Below are 20,746 nucleotides of genomic sequence, written 5' to 3'. Positions count from 1 at the left end.
AGATCGTTCGCCCCGACCCCCACAAATGCTCCAACACCTGCCGATGCCCGAACGTCACCACACCCGGCCTGGCCACCAACACCTCCAGCACAACCAAGATCAGTTGCACTGAACCCTAGAAACCACCCGCGTCTGAGTGACAACAACTTCATGATCGGCGCGGTGGGGCAGGAGTGATGAGCCGCGTGGCGGATGTGGGGTGGTGGGAGTGGGGGTTACGGTCTGGGCGTCCGTTTCGGCGAGGAGGGTTCCGTGGCGTTTCCCGAGGACGTGCTCAGTGAGGATGAGCACGTCGTGCTGCACCTGCACCCGCACTGGAAGGCGCTCTTCCGGCCGGTGGCGGTGCTGGTGCTCGCCGTCGCCGCGGTGGTGGCCGGCGTGCTGTTCCTTCCCTCGGGCGGGGGCGGTTCCGTGACGCTCGCGGTGATCGGCGGGCTGGCCCTGCTGGCCGTGATGGTGCTGGCGGTGTGGCCGTACGTCTCCTGGCGCACCACGCACTACCTTTTCACCAACGAGCGGGTCGTGCTTCAGCACGGCGTGTTCTCCCGGGAGCGCCGGGACATCCCGCTGAGCCGGGTCAACGACCACTCGATGAGCCAGCAGTTCGCTGGGCGGGTGCTGGGCTACGGCACCCTCACCATCGAGTCGGCCGGTGAGCGTGGGCAGTCCGTGCTGCACGACGTGCCCAAGGTCGACCGGGTCCAGACGAAGCTCTACGAACTGGTGGAGGCGTTCCACGACCGGCACTCGCTCGGCGACGGTGAACTACGCGAAATTCTCGGCGAGCGGGACAAGAGCGCCGGAGCGTAACCGCCGGGCCCGAGCCGGCACGGCCTGCTTGTGCGGGCAAGCTGCTTGAGCGGGCGACCGGTCAGCGGCGGCGAGGGCGGCGGGGAGCCGGGGCGGGCTGCAACTGGGCGGCCAACTCGGCCTCCAGCTCGGCGTCCAACTCCGCGGTCAGTCGGGCCTCCTCGGGCAGCGACGCGGGCCTTGGCTGGAGCGGACGAGGGGTCACGCCGGGCCGGGCGGCGGGTGGCTGCTCCTCCTCCAGTTCCGTCACCGACTCGGCGAGTTCGGCCACCGGGTCCATTCCGGCCATCGTGTCCCACTCGTCGCGGGGCAGGCCGTGCCACCGTTGGGTGGCCTCGACCGGCGCGGCGGGCTGGAAGACGAACGTCCGGTACGACCAGAAGCGGAACAGCGTAGCCAGCACCACGCCACCGGTCTTCGCGATGTTCAGCGCAAGCAACCCGGTGACGCCCAGCCCGTACTTGGCGGCGGCGAGCACACCGAGTTCGATCAGCAGGCCCGCTCCGTTGAAAAGGAAAAACAGGGCGTATTCCCGCTGCATGGCAGATTTCGGACGGTCACGGTACGTCCAGTGCCGATTCATCAGATACGACGTGATCGTGGCGACGATGGTGGCGACGACTGTCGCCTTCAGTTGACCGTCGACGAAAACCGTCAGTGCGAGTGCGTTGAACACGGCGTAATTGATGACCGTGTTGATGCCACCGACCAGGCCGAATTTGAGTGCCTCGTGGATGAACTTCTGCCAGCGCTCAGGCAGCAGACGGACGAGAGGCATGCGCAACACCTTAAGACAGTGGGTCGGGGTCGGCTGGCTCCGACCGAACGAGTGGGCGGCAGGTCACGCCCGGCGGTCCTGGTTCGCTTCCGCGACGGGTGGCGTTCCCGCTTCGACGAAGACGAACCGTCGGTACGACCAGAATCGGAACAGCGTGCCGAACCCGGTGCCCACGATGAAGCTGGCAATGTTGTCGGCCAGTCGGGTCTGGAAGACCGACGGCCAGATGTTGCCGAGCCCGTAGTGGCTGATGGCGAGGCAGGCCACCGCGATGCCCAGCCCCACCGCGTTGAAGAAGAAGAACAGGGCGTACTCCCGGGCCGGGTGGGAGCGCTTGCGGTGTCGCCAGGTCCAGAACCGGTTGCCCAGGAAGGCGAAGGTAGCGGCGATGACCGTCGCGATCGTCTTGGCGGTGATCTGCTCCACGCCCTGCGGGCCGATCAGATAGTTGAACAGGGCGAAGTCGATGAGGAAGGCGATCCCGCCGACGGTCGCGAACTTGCTCATCTCCCGGACGAGGTGACCAAAACGGTCGATCAGGGAGTGAACCAGACCCGGACGGGTCTGCCGGGAGCCTGGCTCCCCGGTCATCGTGGCGGCCACCGTGCGAGCGTACCGGTTGGCGGCCTCGGGAGCGGGTAGCAACGGGCACCAGGCTGCACCGGTGCCGCGGCACGGACGGGCACGAACGGAGCGTAACCGGATCCGTGCAATCGGGTGTTGTTTATCGCTTCGGTGCTCCCGGTTGGAAAACGCCGGTGTGGGTGTCGTCAGCAGGAGGTCCACCGAAGGATTTGCGTGAAACTGCGCGTGAAAGCGGGTAAAGGCTCGTGATGCCGCAGCGTGACCGCACCTTGTGCAGTTCTTCACAACCAGTCCCACTGACTGGAGAGGTCCCTCGGTTTACGCTGAGGCCAATCCCAGGTTTCCACGAAGGCGACGCGCATCGCGCCGCCGAGACTCGTGCACTCCATAGACCGGTCAGCGTCGACCACAAGGAGATGTGTCATGGTTGCTCCGGCTACCGTTCGGGGTATCGATCAGGCCCCTACGTCCCACCCGAAACTTCTCGCCTGGGTCCGTGAGGTCGCTGAACTGACCACCCCTGACCAGGTCGTCTGGGTGGACGGGTCCGACCAGGAATGGCGTCGCCTCACCGACGAGCTGGTCGAAGCCGGCACGCTCATCCGACTGAACCCCGAGAAGAAGCCCAACTCCTTCTACGCGCGTACCGACCCGACGGACGTCGCCCGGGTCGAGGAGCGCACCTTCATCTGCTCCGTGGACGAAGCGGACGCCGGGCCCACCAACAACTGGATGGCGCCGGCCGAGATGAAGCGGACCATGACGGAGCTCTACCGCGGCTCGATGCGCGGCCGGACGATGTACGTCATCCCGTTCTGCATGGGCCCGGTCGAGGCCGAGAACCCGATGTTCGGCGTCGAGATCACCGACAGCCCGTACGTGGTCGCCTCGATGCGGATCATGACCCGGATGGGCGTCTCCGTCCTGCAGGCCATGGGTGACGACGCCGACTTCGTGCACGCCCTGCACTCGATCGGCGCGCCGCTGGCCCCCGGGCAGCAGGACGTGGCCTGGCCGTGCAACGACACCAAGTACATCTCCCACTTCCCGGAGACCCGCGAGATCTGGTCCTACGGCTCCGGGTACGGCGGCAACTCGCTGCTCGGCAAGAAGTGCTACTCGCTGCGGATCGCCAGCGTGATGGGACGCGACGAGGGCTGGCTCGCCGAGCACATGCTGATCCTGAAGATCACCTCGCCGGAGGGGAAGGTCTACCACATCGCCGGCGCCTTCCCGTCGGCCTGCGGCAAGACCAACCTGGCCATGCTGGAGCCGACCATCCCCGGCTGGAAGGTCGAGACGATCGGCGACGACATCGCCTGGATGCGGTTCGGCCCGGACGGGCGGCTCTACGCGGTCAACCCGGAGTACGGCCTGTTCGGCGTCGCCCCGGGCACTGACTGGAAGACCAACGCCAACGCCATGCGTACGTTGGACCGGGGCAACTCCATCTTCACAAACGTCGCCCTCACCGACGACGGTGACATCTGGTGGGAGGGCATGGGTGAGCCGCCGGCCCACCTGATCGACTGGAAGGGCAACGACTGGACGCCGGAGAGCGAGAACCTCTCCTCGCACGCGAACAGCCGCTTCTGCACCCCGATCACCCAGTGCCCGATTCTGGCCGAGGACTACTACGACCCCAACGGCGTACCGATCGACGCGATCCTGTTCGGTGGCCGGCGACGCGACACCGTGCCGCTGGTCACCGAGGCCCGCGACTGGGTGCACGGCGTCTACATGGGCGCCACACTCTCCTCGGAGACCACGGCCGCCGCCTCCGGTGCGGTTGGTGTGGTCCGTCGCGACCCGATGGCGATGCTGCCCTTCATCGGTTACCACGGTGGCGACTACTTCCGGCACTGGATCGAGATGGGTAAGGGCGCCGACGGCGACGAGTCGAAGCTGCCCAAGGTCTACTACGTCAACTGGTTCCGTAAGGACCCGGAGGGCGGTTTCCTCTGGCCGGGCTTCGGCGAGAACTCGCGGGTGCTCAAGTGGATCGTCGAGCGGATCGAGGGCCGGGCGGACGCCGTGGAGACTCCGATCGGCATGGTGCCGACCCTGGACTCCCTGGACGTCGAGGGGCTGGACATGACGCCGGAGGACGTCCGGATCGCGCTGAAGGTGGACCCGGACGAGTGGCGCAACGAGCTGCCGCTGGTCACCGAGTGGTTCGAGAAGTTCGGCGACAAGCTGCCCGGTGTCCTCTGGGCCGAGCTGGACGCCCTGCGGGCTCGACTCGATGCGGAACAGCCGCAGCAAAGGGTGTGATCGACGACGGATCCGGGCATCATCGGATCCCATGAGGACGGCCGCCGAGACCGAGGTCCGGCGGCCGTCCGCCGTCCGGGCGCTGACCGCACTGTTGGCGGTGACGGCCGCGGCCACCGTCGTGGTCGAGGTGCTCAACTGGTGGTACGCCCCGGAGCAGGGCTTCGGGCTCGCCGTACGCACCGGCTGGGCGATGCTGCGCTCGTTCGGCTTCCTGCTGCTCATCGGGCACGTGCGGCGCGGCCGAACGGTGGCCCGCCCGTTCGGCCTGATCCTCGCCGTCACCACGGTCTTCGCGGTCGGTCGGCTGATCGTGCCCCGCCAGGGCGTGCCGCCGTTGCCCGGCCTGCTCGGCTTCGCCCTGCTCACCACGCTCTGTGCGACAGTGGTCTGGCTGTTGTACCGGTCGCCGGCGCTCGCCGAACACCTGGTGCACCGCTCCCGGCTGGTGATCGACCGCTCCGGCATCTCCTGGCGGGAAACCCCACCGCGCCGCCCGGAGGCGAGCGCCTGGCTGCTGACCGCCCGGGTAGCGGCCTTCACCTACAGCCCGCTGATGCTGGTGCCGGCCCTGGTCGCCACCGCCGCGATCCTCGACGGCCAACTGCTCGCCGTGCCCGCCGTGCTGCTCTGGCTGGGAGCTGGCATCGCGACCAGCTATCTGGTGCTGTTCTGCACGGCGGTCCTCCTCCGCGGCCGACGGTTGGCGGGGGCGGGGGCCCCGCCCCCGCCCCCGCCCAAGATCCGAGCAACTTCAGTGTTCTTGCTGCATCAGCCGAGCCAGAGGCATCAACAACAGGGAACTTGCCCGGATCTTGAGGGGCAAGTGCCGCCGGGCGCGGCCAGGGGGCTTGCTCTGCTTCACCTGGCGCACCGGATCCGGGACGATCGCAGTGCGGTGGGTGAAGCAGAGCAGGCGTGGCCGGTGCGAGACGGCTGGGGAGACGGCTACGTGGGAGGTGGCCGGTTCGAGCGGGCTGGGGTCGAAGGGTGGTCAGGTCGGAATAGCCGGATGTGAGCCAGGGCCGGGTGCGTGGGGCCGCTGCGCCCTGCCGTCCCGGCCAGGGCTGAGGGCGGGACGGGGAGGCCGCTGATCATGGCGGTGTGGGGGCGGGACGGGGAGGCCGCTCATCACGGCGGTGTGGGGGCGGAACGGGGAGGTCGTTCACCACGGGCGGTGTGGGGGTGTCGGTGGTGGGGTCGAGCGGGAGGAGGGGCTGTGCGCGACGAGTTCGACGTGGTGGTGGTCGGGGCGGGGCCGGCGGGGGCGGCTGCCGCGTTGGCGGCCCGTCAGGCGGGTGCCGAGGTGTTGCTGTTGGACCGGGCCGAGTTTCCCCGGGACAAGGCCTGCGGTGACGGGATCGCCGCGCACGCGTTGGACGTACTCGCCGAACTGGGGGTGCGTGACGCGGTCGCCGATTTTGCGCCGGTGCCGGCGCTGCGGCTGGTGGCGCCGGACGGCGGTGCCGTGGCGCGGGCGTTGCCCAGGCCCGCGTACACCGTGCCGCGGCAGGTGTTCGACGCGCGGCTGGTGGCGGCGGCGGTCCGGGACGGCGTGCCGCTGGGCCGGCGGGCGGTGCGCCGGGTCGAGGTGCGTGCCGACCGGGTGGTGTTGGACGGGGAGATCTCCGCCGGGGTGGTGGTGGGTGCCGACGGCGCCGGGTCCATCGTGCGTCGGGCGCTGGGTGAGCCGGGCAATCCGGACCGTCACCTGGCGTTGGCCATCCGGGGGTACGCGCCCGCGCCGCCCGGCCCACCCGCGCAGCTCATCGTCACCTCGGCGGCCCGTTGGCCGGCGTACGCCTGGTCGTTCCCGATCGGTGACGGACGCGCGAACGTCGGGTACGGGGAGGTGCTGCGGGGCGAGTCGCTGACCCGCGCGCACCTGCTCGACCGGCTGGCCGCGCTGCTGCCGGGCACGGATCCGGCGGCGGTCAGCTCGCTGCGCGCCCATCACCTGCCACTGTCCACCTTCCGGCCGGTGCCGGGGCGGGGCCGGGTGATGCTCGCCGGTGACGCGTTCTCGCTGATAAACCCGCTCACCGGCGAGGGGATCTTCTACGCGTTGCGCTCCGGCGCGCTGGCCGGGTACGCCGCGGTCGGGGCACCGGAGCACGCCGCGCGGCGGTACGCGACCGCGCTGCGCCGCCGGCTCGGCACGCACCTGCGGCACAGCTCGGCGGCGGCCTGGCTGGCCCGGCGTCGGTGGGTGGTGGACGCGGCGGTGCGGGCGGCCGGTCGTGACGGACGCGTTTTCGGCAGGGTGACCGAGCTGGGACTGGGCGATGGGCTGCTGGACGGGCGGACGCTCGGCCTGATCGCCCTCGGCCTGTCGGTGCGGCATCGGCCACCGGCACACTGATCCGTACGGCGGCTCGCTACCCTGCTAGGTGATGAGTCTGCGGAAACTTCTCTACTCCGTTTACGAGCGGCGGCTCACGGCCAAGCTCGCGGGTCGGCCGGTGCCTCGCCACGTGGGCGTGATGTGTGACGGCAACCGCAGATGGGCCCGGGAGATGGGCTTCGTCGATCCGAACGACGGGCACCGGATGGGTGCCGAGCGGATAAAGGAACTGCTGCGTTGGTGTGACGCCGCAGGCGTCGGGCACGTGACCCTCTGGCTGCTCTCCACCGACAATCTCTCGCGGCCGGCGGCGGAGCTGGATCCGCTGCTCCAGATCATCGAGGACCTCACCACCGAGCTGGCCGAGGAGGGCAATCCCTGGCGGCTGCGGATGGTCGGCGCGCTCGACGTGCTGCCGACGCGCCTGGCGACGGCGCTCAAGGCCGCCGAGGAGCGGACCCGGGAACGCGCCGGCAGCGCCCAGGTCAACATCGCTGTCGGGTACGGCGGGCGGCGGGAGATCGCCGACGCGGTGCGCTCCCTGCTGTTGGAGCACGCGGCGAACGGCGGCACGCTTGAGGAACTCGCCGGGTCGCTCGACGTCGACGACATCTCCGAGCACCTGTACACCCGGGGCCTGCCGGATCCGGATCTGATCATCCGGACCAGTGGCGAGCAGCGCCTCTCCGGCTTCATGCTCTGGCAGTCGGCGCACTCGGAGTTCTACTTCTGCGAGTTGAACTGGCCCGATTTCCGCCGCGTCGACTTCCTCCGTGCCCTGCGCTCGTACGCCACCCGTCAGCGCCGCTACGGGGTCTGAAGCGGCGCGGGACGCAAGTCGTCGCTCAGCTGAGGCGGTGGGTGGCCTCGGTGAGGAAGTCGCCCAGGGCGGCGGGGGAGTCGATGGTGAGGTCGGCGGCCTCGGCGACCTCGTCGCCGGTCTCCGGGTTGGCGACGGCGACGCAGACACCGAGGAAATCCGGGTCGGCGGCGGCCCGGGCCCGGAGCGCGGCGAAGGCCTTGATGTCGGAGACGTCGTCGCCGAAGTACCAGGCCCCGCGTACCCCCTGCACCAGTTCGTCGATCACCATGCCCTTGTCCCGGTCGACCGGCGGCTTGATCTCCAGGACCATCCGCCCGACCTGCACCCGCAGGCCGAGGTGCTCGGCCTGATCCCGGCCCCACTGCTCGACGGTGGCGGCGAGTTGCGGCGCGGTGCGCCAGTGCAGGGCCACCGACAGCCGCTTGTACTCCACCAGGGTGCCGGGTGGCAGTTCGGCGCGGCCACGTTCGGCGAGTTCGGCCATGGTGGGCACCCACGGCAGCGCGGCCGGCTCGGTGACCGTGGCGCCGCCGGAATGGCTGTGTTCCAGGCCGTAGAGGCCGTACAGGTCGACCCCGGTGAGCCCGCCGAAGTGTTCGCGCAGGAATTCCACCGGCCGGGCCGAGACGATCGCGATGCGCCGCACGATCGGGGCCATTGTCTCGATGGCGGCCAGCACCTTCGGCGCGGGCTGTACCTGTGTCGGATCGTCGGCGACCGGCGCGAGGGTGCCGTCGAAGTCGAAGAAGAGGACGGTCTCGGCCGCCCGGTCGGCGGTTGCCCGCCAGGCCTGGTCGGCGTTCAGCGGGGTCTTCGGCTGCTGGTTGCCCAGATTCAACGGCGGCACGCGCGACAGCGTACCCCGGGTTCGACCGGTCAATCCTGACGTGAATCCGGTGTGGGCGACAGGTGTGATTCAGCGCGATTCAGCGTTCGGCGGCTCCACGTCCCCGGCGTCCGAACGGCACCACCGCCGCCTCCTGACCGTGGCTCAGCAGGTAGCCCTCCACGAAGCCGGAGTTCCGGTCGCCGGTGTTCGCCTCGATCTCCCGCAGCCGCTCCACCAGGAACTCGGTGAGTGCGGTGAGCCGGTCGTTGAGCCGGTCGTGCAGTTCGGCGACGACGGCCAGGACGATCGCGGTGCCCGCGGTGGCGAGCGCGAAGAGGTTGACGAGCAGCGGAAGCTGCCCGCCGTTGAGGGTCAGGGTCACCGCGTTGCCGGTGATGCACAGCGTCACCGAGACCGTCGCGACCACGACAGCCAACCATTTCAGGGTCATGGAGAGACCCCTTTCTGTCCCGCAGGGCTGGGTTCGGCCTTGTCCCGTCCCCCCGCCGACGACGAGCCCAAGCAGTACAAACACGGACGCTAGCGCGCCCGATCCCGCCCCGTAGCGAAACGAATGAGGCTGACCTGCCGTTCTTTCGCCATCTGAGGAACTAGCTGGCGGCGTCGCCTCGTTTTCGGACATCGAGCGGCAACGTCGGGCGATATGCGAGGTAACGAATGGTTTCTCGGATGTGGAACTTCTCCGCGTCCGAGACGTCGGGGTCGACCAGCCGGCGCAGCAGTGCCTCGACGTCGGGGTCCATCGGTGGTGGCGCCGGTGCGGTTCGGCGGGAGGCGGTCCGGTCCCAGCCCAGCGCCGCGAAGGCCACCGCCGGGTCCAGCCCGAGGCCCTCGCAGAAGGCCACCACCCGCTCGGCTTCCGGGTCGCTGGCCCAGTCGCCCCGTACCCATCGGTTGATGGTCTGCCGGGAGACGCCGGTACGCCGGGAGACCTCGGTGCCGCTCCACGCCCGGGTCGCGCGGGCCTCGTCGAGGGCGCGCCGGACGAAGGTGGCGAAGGCGATCTTCCGCGCGTTGGCCGTCTCGGTCACCTCGTGACCGTACGACCGTTGAGCCTGGGTGACGGTGCCTGCCACGCGTCTGTCACGCTTGCGTGACGTCTTTGACGTGCGGCCGGAAGGGGGTCCGGCACTCTTTCTGAGGGGTGTCACCTGGGCAGGATAGATGTACGTAGGTGTGGAGGCAAACGAACGAAAAGCTGATACTGTCACGTTCATGGGACAACCTACGGTGTGTCACGTGCATGAGACGATCAGTGCTCACCTGCGTCACGCGCCCGGTGCGAGGTGGACGCGGTGACCGAACTCGCAACCCGTGCTCAGGCGTTCAGCCTGGTGGCCGAGGGGGTCGCCGCCGGGCTGAGCGCGCCGTGGCGCCTCTACCTCGCCCGCGGCTGCCGCTACCTGTCGCTCAGCGTCGGCGACCGGGCCGAGTGGAACGCTTGGCGGACCCATCTCGGCTGCCCGGAACTGAGTGTCCGGGTCTACGACGCCGGCGGCGAGATCCGCCGCTCCTCCATGGCCGAGGTGGTCATGGACGGCTGCCGGATCAGCGTGGAACTGGTGGAGGAGATCGGCACCGACGACCTCGACCGGCTGCTGGTCGCCGACCCCACCATTGTCGAACCGGAGGAACGATGACGGCCGCGCGGCGCACCGGAGCCGCCGGATGAGCCCGTTCCTGGCGATCTTTCTGGTGCTCGTACTCGCCGCCACGAGCTACGCCGCAGGGCGGCTGCACGGGCAGCTCAGTTACCGGATCGGTTACCGCTTCGGCTACCGGCAGGGCTACTTCGACGGCGACCGTGGGGCATGGAACCGACGTCGTCGGGAGGCGCAGGCGGCCATCGCCTCCGCTCTCGCCGTCACGTCACCCTCGTCGTCTCCCGCTCGAGTCTCGGCAACGGTGAACCCGCTGCCGCCACGTGGCGCGTGCGCACCCCCTCCAGCTCTACGCGCCGAGGGTCCACCGGGGGAGATCGAGAAGGCTGCCACGGGACGCCCGGGCACCACGTACACCGGGTCGTCCTTCGCGGAGCCGGCCGCCTCGGTCACCGGGCGGCACCCGACCGGCACCCTCGTTCGACGGACCGGCTGAACCGGTCGACGGGCTCCAGGCCCGTCCACAGGCGCGGCGCGCACCCCCTCGCGGGTGGCGCCGCCGGGGCCACGTCAGACCGGTGGCGGTGGTCCCACCGGCCGGGATGCGCGCAGGGGGCATGCATCCCGGCCGGTTCATGTCCCGTGGGCCCTCGCGGCTACCTGACCACCGTGCGCCCTGCCAGCGGCCGTTCGAACGACCTAGCGCGGTGGCCAGCAACGTTCACTGGGCCGCGCCGGATCGCCGCCTGGACCTCGCCGCGACATCGCCAACGTTCCTGGACACCGCACTAGCCGGGACGGGTGCGGGGAGCTAGCGTCTAGGCATGGCGCGGGGTTGTCCCGAGCCAGCCGGCCCGCCCGGCCTGCGACCTCGCGCACGGGGCCCGCATCCGACCCCGTGTCAGCCGGGCATCCGGAGGAGGCGGACCGCGGGTGGCCGGGTGCCCATCCGCCGGAGCAGGCCTGTGACGACTCGCCGTACGACCGCCGGTGCCGACCAGGGCCCGGCCGCGACTACCACGACCCGCCGCAGCACCCGGAGCCGCCGTACGGCGGCCGCCGGTTCGGCCGACCCCAGGGAGCCTCGACCAGCGGGCCAGTCCTTCGTTCTGGACACCTCGGTACTGCTCAGCGACCCGGCGGCGTTCCACCGCTTCGCCGAGCACGAGGTGGTGCTTCCGCTGGTGGTGATCTCCGAGCTGGAGGGCAAGCGGCAGCACCCGGAACTGGGCTGGTTCGCCCGCCAGTCGCTGCGCATGCTGGACGAGCTACGGGTGCGCCACGGTCGGCTCGACCGGCCGGTGCCCGCCAACGATGTCGGCGGCACGCTGCGCGTGGAGCTGAACCACACCGATGACGGGGTGCTGCCGCCGGGCTTCCGCAACGAGTCCAACGACGCTCGGATCCTCTCCGTCGCGCTGAACCTCGCCGCGGAAGGGCGGGAGGTGACCCTGGTCAGCAAGGACATGCCGTTGCGGGTGAAGGCCGCCTCCGTGGGGCTGCGCGCCGACGAGTACCGGCACGGCCAGGCCAGCGACCCGACCTGGACCGGGATGGCCGAGCTGGATCTCGCCGAGGACGAGATCGCCCGGCTCTACGCGGGAGAGGTCATCGACGTGGACGCGGCGGCCGGCCTGCCCTGCCACACCGGACTGGTGCTGCACTCGTCCCGTGGCTCCGCGCTCGGCCGGGTGCTGCCGGACAAGACCGTGCGGCTGGTCCGGGGCGACCGGGAGGCGTTCGGCGTGCACGGGCGCTCGGCCGAGCAGCGGGTCGCGCTGGATCTCCTGCTTGACGAGTCGATCGGCATCGTCTCGCTCGGTGGTCGGGCCGGCACCGGAAAGTCCGCCCTGGCGCTGTGCGCGGGGCTGGAGGCGGTGATGGAGCGTCGCCGGCACAAGAAGGTGATCGTCTTCCGCCCGCTGTACGCCGTCGGCGGGCAGGAGCTGGGCTATCTACCCGGTTCGGAGTCGGAGAAGATGTCGCCCTGGGCGCAGGCGGTCTTCGACACCCTCGGCGCGGTGGTGCACGAGAACGTGCTGGAGGAGGTCACCTCGCGCGGTCTGCTGGAGGTGCTGCCGCTGACCCACATCCGGGGCCGCAGCCTGCACGATGCCTTCGTCATCGTCGACGAGGCACAGTCGTTGGAGCGCGGCGTGCTGCTGACCGTGCTCTCCCGGATCGGCCAGGGCTCCCGGGTGGTACTCACCCACGACGTCGCTCAGCGGGACAATCTGCGGGTCGGACGGCACGACGGTGTCACGGCGGTGATCGAGGCGTTGAAGGGCCATCAGCTTTTCGCGCACGTGACGCTCAGCCGCTCGGAGCGGTCGCCGATCGCCGCGATGGTGACGGACCTGTTGGAGGATGTCCCAACCTGACGACCGTTTTGGGTGTATCACGTCGATTTTTTGCGTGACGCACGTCACAATTGAGGTTGGTGGTTTCCCATCGGCCTCACTGTGCGCGATGGTTTCCCACGGGCGCCCACGCACCCGACGCATCGCTGGTGATCGTTCATCACTCCGGCACCGGAGCGGGCGACGCCGGGAGGCGACGCGGTGCGTCCACGGTGGCCGGCACGCCGGCCGCGGGCGCCCGTGGCGCGCTACGACCGCTGTGCGGTCGCGGCACGCCGCGTCCCTGAACCCGACGAAGGGATCACTTCGTGAGTCGGCCGTGGAGCCGGTTCGCCGCCCGCACCGCAGCCGTCGCGCTGCTCTCGGTGGGCGTGGCCGGCGGTTTCTACCTCAGTGAGGACCGCCAGTCCCAGCGCTCAGGCCCCGGCGCTCAGGTGGCCGGCAGCGTCAGCGAGATCGACGTCAACGTCGAATACCGGCAGAAAGAGACGGTCTCCCGTCAGGTCCGCACCGCTCGACAGCAGGCCAGCGAGGTGCGGAAGCAGGCCAAGGCCGCCGCCGAGAAGGCGCGTAAGGCCGAGGAGGAGGCACGCAGGAAGGCTGCGGAGAAGGCTGCCAAGGAGGCTGCGGCCCGCGCCGCGAAGCCGTACGACGGCCCGATCCCCGAGTCCTGCGAGGAATACAGCGGCAACCGGAAGGTCGGCTGCGCGCTCATGATCGATGCGGGTTTCAAGATCGACCAGTTCCCCTGTCTGGACAAGCTCTGGAACAAGGAGAGCGGCTGGAACCACAAGGCCCGCAACAGCTCCTCCGGGGCGTACGGCATCCCGCAGGCGTACCCGGGGAACAAGATGTCCTCGGTCGGCGACGACTGGGAGACCAACCCGGTCACCCAGATCAAGTGGGGGCTCGGTTACATCAAGGGCCGCTACAGCACGCCCTGCGCAGCCTGGAACCACTCGCAGGCCAAGGGTTACTACTGAGCTGAGTCACGGCGGCGGGGCGGGCCACCGCACCCCGCCGCCGTGTGTCTCCTGTCGGGAAAAGTGGCGGCTGTCGGCGTTTACTGATAGCTGTTGACGGGTGACCCTGCTCCCCGGGAACGGCGATGCCCACCGCTTCGGCACCGTGGCCTTCTACGCGTCCATCGGCCGGGCGTTCGTCGCCATGTGCGCGGTGGTTCCGGTGCTCTTCCTGATCGAGGGCCTCGACGTCTGGCTCGGTGCCGGTTTCGACGCTGCCGCCGGGATCATCCCGCAGCGCATCGACGGGCTGGACGGCATCTTCTTCTCACCGTTCCTGCACCACGGCTTCGACCACCTCTACAGCAACAGCATCCCGTTGATCCTCCTCGGCACGTTCGTGCTGGCGGCGGGTGCCCGGCGCTTCCTCTGGTCCACCCTGGTGATCGTCCTGGTCAGCGGGCTCGGCGTGTGGTTCACCGGCTCGTCCAGCACGATCGTGGTCGGTGCCAGCGGGGTGATCTTCGGGTACCTCGGCATCCTGCTCACCCGGGGCATCTTCGAGCGGAGCTGGTGGAACTTCGCCGTGTTCCTCCTGGTCGGGCTTCTCTACGGGGGCCAACTGGTCGGGGTGCTGCCCACCGACGAACGGATCTCCTGGCAGGGGCACCTGTTCGGGCTGCTCGGCGGCATCGTGGCGGCGATCATCTTCCGTCGTCGTCGGTCCGACCTCGACGGGCCGTACCGTTCCGAGTCGCCGATGACCATGCCCTGACCCGTCCGCCGAGCGCGGCGACCGCCACGGCGATCAGGGTCAGCACGGCGCCGAGCAGGGTGGTCGGGTCGGGATGCGAGGCGGCGGAGGGCATCAGCAAGTCCAGCAGCACCGCACCGACCACCTGACCGGCGACGGTGGCCAGGCCGAGCAGCAGCACACCGGTGAGGCGGACCACGGCAGCGGCCACCGCGATGAACGTGACGCCGATCGGCCCACCGAGGTAGAGCCAGGGATCGGCGGGCAGCCCGCCCGGAGGCAGACCCCGCAGCGCGAGGCTGACGACGAACGCGACCAGCAGCACCGCCGTACCGGCGGCGAAGTTGACGAGGGTGGCGGTCAGCGTGCTCTCGCTGACCACCCGGACCCATCCGTTCACCGCCTGCTGCCAGGCCACTGCCACCCCGGCGAGCAGCGGCAGCACGGCCAGCCCGAGAGTCGCCGGCTCGCGGAACCGGTCGCTGACCGCCAGCAGCACCGCGACCACGGTCAGCGCCGCACCGGCCAGCCGGGCGCCGGTCACCGGTTGCCGGCCGCTCGGGCCGATCCCCGCCCGGTCGACGAGCAGGCTGTTGGCGGACTGGCCGGCCACGACCGCCACCGTGAACACCGCTACTCCCAGCGTGCCGACGGTGGCGCCCTGGGTGAACACCAGGAATGCGCCGCACGCACCGCCGAGGCACTGCCACGGCCGAAGCGTGCCCCGACCGAGGGCGGTACGCAGTGTCGTCAACCCGCGTCGCCCGGCAGCCGTGGCCGGGACCAGCACCAACAGCAGTAGCAGGCCCGAACCGAACGAGATGACCGCGGCGGTCACCCCGTCGCCGAGGCGTACGCCCAACTCACCGTTGATCCGCGACTGCGTCGCCACCGCGACCCCGGCCAGGGTGGCCAGCGCCACCGCGCCGAACCGGCGACCCGCCGACACCGCCGGCCGGGTCGCCGTCGGGGCACTCAAGCCTGTTCGTCCAGCGGCCGGCCGTCGAAGTCCACCGCCGAGTACAGCGCCAGCTTCTCCAACCGGTGGTACGAGTCGATAACGCGAATGGTGCCGCTCTTGGAACGCATCACGATCGACTGGGTGTACGCACCGCCGGCCCGGTACCGCACACCGCGCAGCAGGTCTCCGGAGGTGATGCCGGTCGCCACGAAGAAGCAGTTGTCGCCGGTGACCAGATCGTCGGTGGTGAGCACCCGGTCCAGGTCGTGGCCGGCCGCGACCGCCTTCTCACGCTCGGCGTCGTCCCGTGGCCAGAGCTTGGCCTGCATCATCCCGCCCATGCACTTCAGGGCGCAGGCGGCGGTGATGCCCTCCGGGGTGCCGCCGATGCCCATCAGCACGTCGACGTCCGACTCGCCGCGTGCGGCGGCGATCGCACCGGCGATGTCGCCGTCGGAGATGAAGCGGATGCCGGCCCCGGCGCGGCGGATCTCGTCGACCAGGCCGTCGTGCCGGGAACGGTCGAGGACACAGACCGTGACCTCGGAGACGCTGGTGCCCTTGGCCTTGGCGATGCGGCGCAGATTTTCGACCGTGCCGGCCTCGATGTCCACCACGTCGGCGTACGCGGGGCCGACGGCGAGCTTCTCCATGTAGAAGACCGCGCTCGGGTCGAACATCGCGCCCCGTTCGGCCACCGCCAGCACCGCGAGCGCGTTCGGCATCCCCTTGCTCATCAGGGTGGTGCCGTCGATCGGGTCCACCGCGACGTCCACCTCGGGGCCGTCGCCGTCGCCGACCTCCTCGCCGTTGAACAGCATCGGGGCGTTGTCCTTCTCGCCCTCGCCGATCACCACGATCCCCTTCATCGGGATCGAGTTGATCAACTTGCGCATCGCGTCGACGGCGGCGCCGTCGCCGCCCTCCTTGTCGCCCCGGCCGACCCACCGGCCGGCGGCCATCGCCGCCGCCTCGGTGACCCTGACCAGATCGAGGGCGAGGTTGCGGTCGAGATTCTGTGGAATTCGCGTCCTGATGGTGGTCATGAAAAGCGGCTCCTCCTCGCGGCGGTGCGGGGCGGGCCGGCACTGCCGGCTTCGTTCCTGATCCTCACACGATGGCGGACGCGCAGCCGGGGCGGGGCGGTGATGGCGCGGATACCGCCGGTCGGGCTGCTGAGAGAATGGCGGGGTGGAACCTGCACAGCCTGATGACCGCGCACCCGCCGACGAGCCCGTGCCGCCGCCCGCCGCCGCCGCAAGGTCCGAGCGGTCGCCCCGGGACATGGCCATCTCGCTGCTGGTGCTGCTGATCCCGATCGCCCTGCTACTCGCCTTCTACCGGGGCTTCCTCGGCGGGGACGAGCCGAACACGGTCGATCCGGCACCCGCCTTCGAACAGGCGAAATCGGCCGGCGCGTTTCCGGTGAGCGAACCGGCCGAGCTGGGTGACGGGTGGCGGGCCGTACGCGCGACCTACCGCACGGCCGAGGACGGGGCGATCCTCCGGGTGGGATATGTCACCCCGGAGGGGCGGGGCCTGCAACTGGTGCAGAGCAACGTGCCGCCGGACCGGCTGCTGCCGGCCGAGCTGACCGACGCGGGGCGGCCACAGGGGCGGACCGATCTCGGGTCCGGCACCTGGCAGCGGTACACGGCACGCGGCAACGAGCAGGCGTTGGTGCTGCTCCAGCCGGAGCGCACGGTGATCGTGGTCGGCGACGCCCGGGACAACGAACTGCGGGCGCTCGCCACCGCCGTGGACTGAACGCCCTCGATCCGGTCGGGGTACCGGCGACGCCGGTGTGTGCCGGCCGACGGCGCGGGCGGGGCGTCGGCGTCGGGTGCCCCCTGCATGTCGGTGCGATCCGTTACGCTCCCCGGGTTCGATGCCTGACCGGCTGCTGTCGGTCGGGTTTCCTGCTTGAAGAGAGACGATCTGTGAACATTCGACGGTGGAGCGTGGGCCTCATCGCCGCCACGCTGCTCGTTCCCGGGCTCGCTGCCTGCAACAACTCCAGCAGCGACTCGCCTGCCGCGGGCTCCTCGACCGAGTCGGGCATCCCGGCCGACCCGAAGGCGGCGCTGGTCGCCTCCACCAAGGGGCTGGCCGACGGCAACTTCACCTTCACCATCGCGGCTGACTCGATGACCGGCAAGGGCACGTTCCACAAGCCCAGCAACAGCGCTCAGATGACGATGACCATGGGTGACGAAGACTTCACCATGGATTTCGACCTGATCCAGATCCAGCCGGACACCTGGGTGAAGGTTGACCTGGGTGACCTCTTCGCCGGCGTCCCGGGGATGGAGGCGATCAAGGACAAGTACCAGCACCTCGACGCCGCCAAGGCCAAGGACGCGAAGAACCTCGACATCTTCAAGGAGGGCACCGACCCGGCCGACGCCGCCGGCATGTTCGAGGGTCTCGCCGAGGTGCAGAAGACCGGCGAGGGCACCTACAGCGGCACCTTCGACCTCACCTCGGTGAAGGACTCGGTGGCCGCCGACGAGGACATGCTCAAGGCGCTTGGTGACCAGGCCAAGGCGATCCCGTTCACCGCGAAGCTGGACGCCGAGGGCCGGCTGAGCGAGCTGGTCATGTCCGTCCCGGCGGCGGGCGAGACCAAGGCCCAGGACATCAAGGTCACCTACGCCGACTACGGTGCGGCGACCGCCGTGCAGAAGCCGCCGGCGGACCAGGTCATCGAGGCGAGCGAGCAGACCTACGAGATGTTCAAGTAGGCCGAGCGGCACTGCTGCGGGGGTGGGCTGAGCCCGCCCCCGTTCGCGTTCCGGCGGGCCGTTTCACCGGGCTGCGGGTGGCCCGAGCCGGACGGCCGGTCGGATCGGCGGCGAGGGTCCCGGGGGATCTGGTCGGTTTCGGGTGATTGCGGGAGCGGCCGGCAGGGAACAGAGAAGGGGAGCCTCCGGCGCGAGAAGCACCGGATGACCCTGCTGGGAGACACCGATGACCGTTCGACGACTGAGCGCCGGCCTCGTGGCCGTCGCTTTCTTCACGCCCGGAGTCGCCGCCTGCACCACCACCGGTGACGCCGGGCCGAGTGCCACACCGTCCGCCACCGCCAGCGCCACCGGTGCCGCACCCGAGGTCGACACCGACGCGAAGCAGGCGCTGATGGACTCGACCCGGGAGATCCGCAACGGCAACTTCAGGTTCAGCATGACCGGTGCCGGCTCGGTGGCGGAGGGCCAGGTGCACCAGCCGAGCCAGAGCGCCGAGATCCAGGTACGCCTCGGCGAGTCGACCGATGACCTGGCGATCAGCCTCGACCTCATCCATGCCAAACCGGACAGCTGGGTGAAGCTGGACCTTAAGGGCCAGGCGGCCACCAGCGTGCCCGGGGCGGACCGACTCAACCTCGGCAAGTACCACCACCTCGATCAGAGCCGGATTCAGGGCAACCGCAGCCTTGGCTTCGACTTCGACAAGGTCGACCCCGCCGGCAGTGAGGCGTTGACTCAGGCCGTCACCGAGGTCCGCCGTACCGGCGACGGGGCGTACGCCGGCACCCTCGACCTGTCGAAGGCGGCCGACGCCGGATCCCTCGACCCGAGCGTGATCACCGCGCTCGGCCCGGAGGCGAAGGCGGTGCCCTTCACCGCGAAGACCGACGCCCAGGGGCGACTCACCGAGATGGTCATTCAACTGCCCGAGGGCAGCCGGCCCGCCGGGCAGGAGATCAGGGTGACCTACTCCGACTACGGCAACGCGACCGAGGCGACCAAGCCCTCGGCCGACCAGGTCGTCGAGGCACCGCCGGAGCTGTACAACCTGTTCGACTGAGCGCGGGGCGCGGCGGCGCGGACGGACCGTACGCCTCGCCCGTCATGACCCGTACGCACCGCGGCGGGAGCCCACCGGCTCCCGCCGCGCCGTGCTGGCGTGCCGCTCACCCGCACGCCGGCCGTTCCGCCCGTCCCGGCCGGAGCGGCATCTTTCTGCCTGGTCAGGTGGCCGGATCAGGTCGGACGGCGTCGATACGGGCGCGGGCACCGTCGAGCCATCGCTGGCAGATGACCGCCAGCGCCTCGCCGCGCTCCCACAGCGCCAACGACTCCTCCAGCGACGTGCCGCCGGCCTCCAGCCGCTCCACCACCGACGCGAGCTCGGCGCGGGCCTGTTCGTAGCTGAGCCGTTCGTCCGACCCGTTGGTCTTCTCGTCAGTCATCGCACCCATCTCAGCACAACCGTCCGACGCCGCCGTCGACCGCACCACCGTTCGGCACGCCGGGCGTCGAGGCCATGCTCTGGCCGGCCACGCAGCCCGGCCACCGGATCCGGGACCGAGTGGCCTCCCGGTCCGCATGCGGCCCGGGATCGAGTGCCATCATGCGCCGGAGCGGTCCTGCGCGCGTCAGGTGTCGACCGTGGCGGACAGTTCGCCGTCGGCGAGGCGTACCCGCAGCGGGTCGCCCGGAGCCACCTCGGTGGCCGCGCGAACGACATGGCCGTCGGCGCGTTGCACGATGGCGTACCCGCGGTCCAGGGTGGCGGCCGGGGAGAGAGCGCGCAGCCGGGCCAGGGTGTGCCGGAGGTCCTCGCCAGCGGCGGCGAGGCGGTGGCCCAGACAGCGGCCGGCGCGCTGGCGCAGGGCGACCACGTCCGCGGCCCGTTGCTCAAGCATCACCTGGGGCCGGGCCAGCACCGGTCGCGAACGTAACGCGTCGATGCGGTGGGACTCCCGGTCGACGAGATTGTGCACGGCCCGGTGCAGCCGGTACCGGGCCTGCTTGATCAGGCGTACCTCCTCGGCCAGGTCGGGTACCACCCGTTTGGCCGCGTCGGTGGGGGTCGACGCCCGGACGTCGGCCACGTAGTCGACCAGCGGCGCGTCCGTCTCGTGGCCGATTGCGCTGACCACCGGCGTACGACAGGCGAAGACGGCCCGGCACAGCGCCTCGTCGGAGAACGGAAGCAGATCCTCGATGCCGCCCCCGCCCCGGGCCAGGATGATCACGTCGATGCTCGGGTCCGCATCCAGCACCTTGAGCGCGTCCACGATCTGCGGGACGGCTGCCGGGCCCTGCACAGCCACGTTCACCGTCCGGAACTCCACCGCCGGCCAACGTCGGCGGGCGTTGGTCAGGACGTCCCGCTCGGCTGCGCTGGCCCGACCGGTGATCAGACCGATCCGCTGGGGCAGGAACGGAGGGCGACGCTTCCGCGCCCGGTCGAACAGCCCTTCGGCGGCCAGCAGCTTCTTGAGCTTTTCCAGCCGGGCGAGCAGCTCACCGAGGCCGACCTGCCGGATCTCGTCGGCACGCAGGCTGAGCGTGCCCCGGGCGGCGTAGAACTCGGGCTTGGCGTGCAGCACCACCCGGGCGCCCTCGCGCAGTTCCGGCGCGCCGAGGTCGAGCACGTCGCGGTTGGTGGTGACCGTGAGACTCAGGTCGGCGGACGGGTCACGCAGCGTCAGGAACACGGTGCTGGCGCCGGGTCGCCGGCTGATCTGCGCCACCTGCCCGTCGACCCACACCCACCCGAGCCGGGCAACCCAGGCACCGATCTTCTGACTGACCACGCGTACCGGCCACGGTTCCTCCGAGCTGCTCTTCCCCTCAGCCCCTTCACCCACACCCCCCCCCGCCCCCCCACGCCCCCCCCCCCCCCCCAAGGTTTT

The 20,746-nt window shown here is 70.3% G+C and carries 22 protein-coding genes and 1 pseudogene; 13 read left to right on the top strand and 10 right to left on the bottom strand.

Annotated features, from left to right (window positions below; translation table 11 throughout):
- Positions 1-252: 252 nt before the first annotated feature.
- Positions 253-810, top strand: a complete 558-nt coding sequence (locus KBX50_RS31405) for a PH domain-containing protein (RefSeq protein ID WP_210941469.1) — start codon at positions 253-255, stop codon at positions 808-810.
- Between the two features lie 61 nt (positions 811-871).
- Here KBX50_RS31405 and KBX50_RS31400 read toward each other — a convergent pair whose 3' ends face one another.
- From KBX50_RS31400 to KBX50_RS33915, 3 genes and pseudogenes are all read right to left on the bottom strand, one after another.
- Complete coding sequence (locus tag KBX50_RS31400) at positions 872-1,588, bottom strand: GtrA family protein (protein WP_210941468.1); 717 nt, start codon at positions 1,586-1,588, stop codon at positions 872-874.
- A 63-nt stretch (positions 1,589-1,651) separates the two neighbouring features.
- The gene (locus KBX50_RS31395) at positions 1,652-2,179 is read right to left on the bottom strand and encodes a GtrA family protein (protein ID WP_247674806.1); all 528 of its coding nucleotides are present in this window, start codon (positions 2,177-2,179) and stop codon (positions 1,652-1,654) included.
- 191 nt (positions 2,180-2,370) lie between these two features.
- Positions 2,371-2,458: pseudogene (locus KBX50_RS33915) on the bottom strand (GtrA family protein); the annotation flags it as partial.
- Between the two features lie 138 nt (positions 2,459-2,596).
- Between KBX50_RS33915 and KBX50_RS31390 the strand changes: the two are divergent.
- The 4 genes from KBX50_RS31390 to KBX50_RS31375 all read left to right on the top strand — a co-directional run bounded on the left by KBX50_RS31390 (position 2,597) and on the right by KBX50_RS31375 (position 7,611).
- Complete coding sequence (locus KBX50_RS31390) at positions 2,597-4,447, top strand: phosphoenolpyruvate carboxykinase (GTP) (protein WP_210941467.1); 1,851 nt, start codon at positions 2,597-2,599, stop codon at positions 4,445-4,447.
- A gap of 31 nt (positions 4,448-4,478) precedes the next feature.
- Positions 4,479-5,465: a hypothetical protein gene (locus KBX50_RS31385; RefSeq protein WP_247674796.1), complete on the top strand. Its 987-nt coding sequence runs from the start codon at positions 4,479-4,481 to the stop codon at positions 5,463-5,465.
- A 201-nt stretch (positions 5,466-5,666) separates the two neighbouring features.
- Positions 5,667-6,809 (top strand): geranylgeranyl reductase family protein, encoded by a 1,143-nt coding sequence (locus KBX50_RS31380; protein WP_307871134.1) that lies wholly within the window; start codon positions 5,667-5,669, stop codon positions 6,807-6,809.
- A 31-nt stretch (positions 6,810-6,840) separates the two neighbouring features.
- Positions 6,841-7,611: an isoprenyl transferase gene (locus tag KBX50_RS31375; RefSeq protein ID WP_093406300.1), complete on the top strand. Its 771-nt coding sequence runs from the start codon at positions 6,841-6,843 to the stop codon at positions 7,609-7,611.
- Between the two features lie 25 nt (positions 7,612-7,636).
- Here KBX50_RS31375 and otsB read toward each other — a convergent pair whose 3' ends face one another.
- The 3 genes from otsB to KBX50_RS31360 form a co-directional block, all read right to left on the bottom strand.
- Positions 7,637-8,461 (bottom strand): trehalose-phosphatase, encoded by an 825-nt coding sequence (gene otsB, locus KBX50_RS31370; protein ID WP_210941465.1) that lies wholly within the window; start codon positions 8,459-8,461, stop codon positions 7,637-7,639.
- 79 nt (positions 8,462-8,540) lie between these two features.
- The gene (locus KBX50_RS31365) at positions 8,541-8,894 is read right to left on the bottom strand and encodes a hypothetical protein (RefSeq protein ID WP_093406304.1); all 354 of its coding nucleotides are present in this window, start codon (positions 8,892-8,894) and stop codon (positions 8,541-8,543) included.
- Between the two features lie 160 nt (positions 8,895-9,054).
- Positions 9,055-9,495: a helix-turn-helix transcriptional regulator gene (locus KBX50_RS31360; protein WP_210941464.1), complete on the bottom strand. Its 441-nt coding sequence runs from the start codon at positions 9,493-9,495 to the stop codon at positions 9,055-9,057.
- A 264-nt stretch (positions 9,496-9,759) separates the two neighbouring features.
- Here KBX50_RS31360 and KBX50_RS31355 point away from each other — a divergent pair, with 264 nt between their 5' ends.
- The 5 genes from KBX50_RS31355 (at position 9,760) to KBX50_RS31335 (ending at position 14,162) form a co-directional block, all read left to right on the top strand.
- Complete coding sequence (locus KBX50_RS31355; RefSeq protein ID WP_210941463.1) at positions 9,760-10,104, top strand: hypothetical protein; 345 nt, start codon at positions 9,760-9,762, stop codon at positions 10,102-10,104.
- A 28-nt stretch (positions 10,105-10,132) separates the two neighbouring features.
- On the top strand, positions 10,133-10,561 hold the full coding sequence (locus tag KBX50_RS31350) for a hypothetical protein (RefSeq protein WP_210941462.1): 429 nt from the start codon (positions 10,133-10,135) through the stop codon (positions 10,559-10,561).
- A gap of 469 nt (positions 10,562-11,030) precedes the next feature.
- Positions 11,031-12,446, top strand: a complete 1,416-nt coding sequence (locus KBX50_RS31345) for a PhoH family protein (protein WP_210941461.1) — start codon at positions 11,031-11,033, stop codon at positions 12,444-12,446.
- A 287-nt stretch (positions 12,447-12,733) separates the two neighbouring features.
- Positions 12,734-13,408, top strand: a complete 675-nt coding sequence (locus tag KBX50_RS31340; RefSeq protein ID WP_210941460.1) for a lytic transglycosylase domain-containing protein — start codon at positions 12,734-12,736, stop codon at positions 13,406-13,408.
- A gap of 100 nt (positions 13,409-13,508) precedes the next feature.
- Positions 13,509-14,162, top strand: coding sequence for a rhomboid family intramembrane serine protease (locus KBX50_RS31335; protein WP_093406314.1), 654 nt, complete (start codon positions 13,509-13,511; stop codon positions 14,160-14,162).
- Here the strand turns inward: KBX50_RS31335 and KBX50_RS31330 are convergent.
- Both KBX50_RS31330 and glpX read right to left on the bottom strand, forming a co-directional pair.
- Positions 14,092-15,120, bottom strand: a complete 1,029-nt coding sequence (locus KBX50_RS31330) for a DMT family transporter (RefSeq protein WP_247674795.1) — start codon at positions 15,118-15,120, stop codon at positions 14,092-14,094. The genes KBX50_RS31335 and KBX50_RS31330 overlap by 71 nt on opposite strands.
- Positions 15,117-16,148 (bottom strand): class II fructose-bisphosphatase, encoded by a 1,032-nt coding sequence (gene glpX, locus KBX50_RS31325; protein ID WP_093406317.1) that lies wholly within the window; start codon positions 16,146-16,148, stop codon positions 15,117-15,119. The genes KBX50_RS31330 and glpX overlap by 4 nt, the downstream gene beginning before the upstream one ends.
- Before the next feature lie 145 nt (positions 16,149-16,293).
- Between glpX and KBX50_RS31320 the strand changes: the two genes are divergently transcribed.
- From KBX50_RS31320 to KBX50_RS31310, 3 genes are all read left to right on the top strand, one after another.
- Positions 16,294-16,869 (top strand): DUF4245 domain-containing protein, encoded by a 576-nt coding sequence (locus tag KBX50_RS31320; protein WP_093406319.1) that lies wholly within the window; start codon positions 16,294-16,296, stop codon positions 16,867-16,869.
- A gap of 173 nt (positions 16,870-17,042) precedes the next feature.
- The gene (locus tag KBX50_RS31315; RefSeq protein ID WP_307871133.1) at positions 17,043-17,846 is read left to right on the top strand and encodes a hypothetical protein; all 804 of its coding nucleotides are present in this window, start codon (positions 17,043-17,045) and stop codon (positions 17,844-17,846) included.
- A 226-nt stretch (positions 17,847-18,072) separates the two neighbouring features.
- Complete coding sequence (locus KBX50_RS31310) at positions 18,073-18,909, top strand: hypothetical protein (protein ID WP_210941459.1); 837 nt, start codon at positions 18,073-18,075, stop codon at positions 18,907-18,909.
- Positions 18,910-19,072: 163 nt separating this feature from the next.
- On the opposite strand, the gene KBX50_RS31305 is transcribed toward KBX50_RS31310, so the two are convergent.
- Both KBX50_RS31305 and xseA read right to left on the bottom strand, forming a co-directional pair.
- Positions 19,073-19,294, bottom strand: a complete 222-nt coding sequence (locus tag KBX50_RS31305) for an exodeoxyribonuclease VII small subunit (RefSeq protein ID WP_210941458.1) — start codon at positions 19,292-19,294, stop codon at positions 19,073-19,075.
- Positions 19,295-19,480: 186 nt separating this feature from the next.
- Positions 19,481-20,701, bottom strand: a complete 1,221-nt coding sequence (xseA, locus tag KBX50_RS31300) for an exodeoxyribonuclease VII large subunit (protein WP_210941457.1) — start codon at positions 20,699-20,701, stop codon at positions 19,481-19,483.
- Between the last annotated feature and the right edge of the window lie 45 nt (positions 20,702-20,746).

This window comes from Micromonospora sp. C51, from assembly GCF_018070435.1.
Lineage (GTDB): Bacteria > Actinomycetota > Actinomycetes > Mycobacteriales > Micromonosporaceae > Micromonospora > Micromonospora sediminimaris.
The sequence above is the reverse complement of the archived record's forward strand: the minus strand, read 5'-3'. Positions and strand labels throughout refer to the sequence as shown.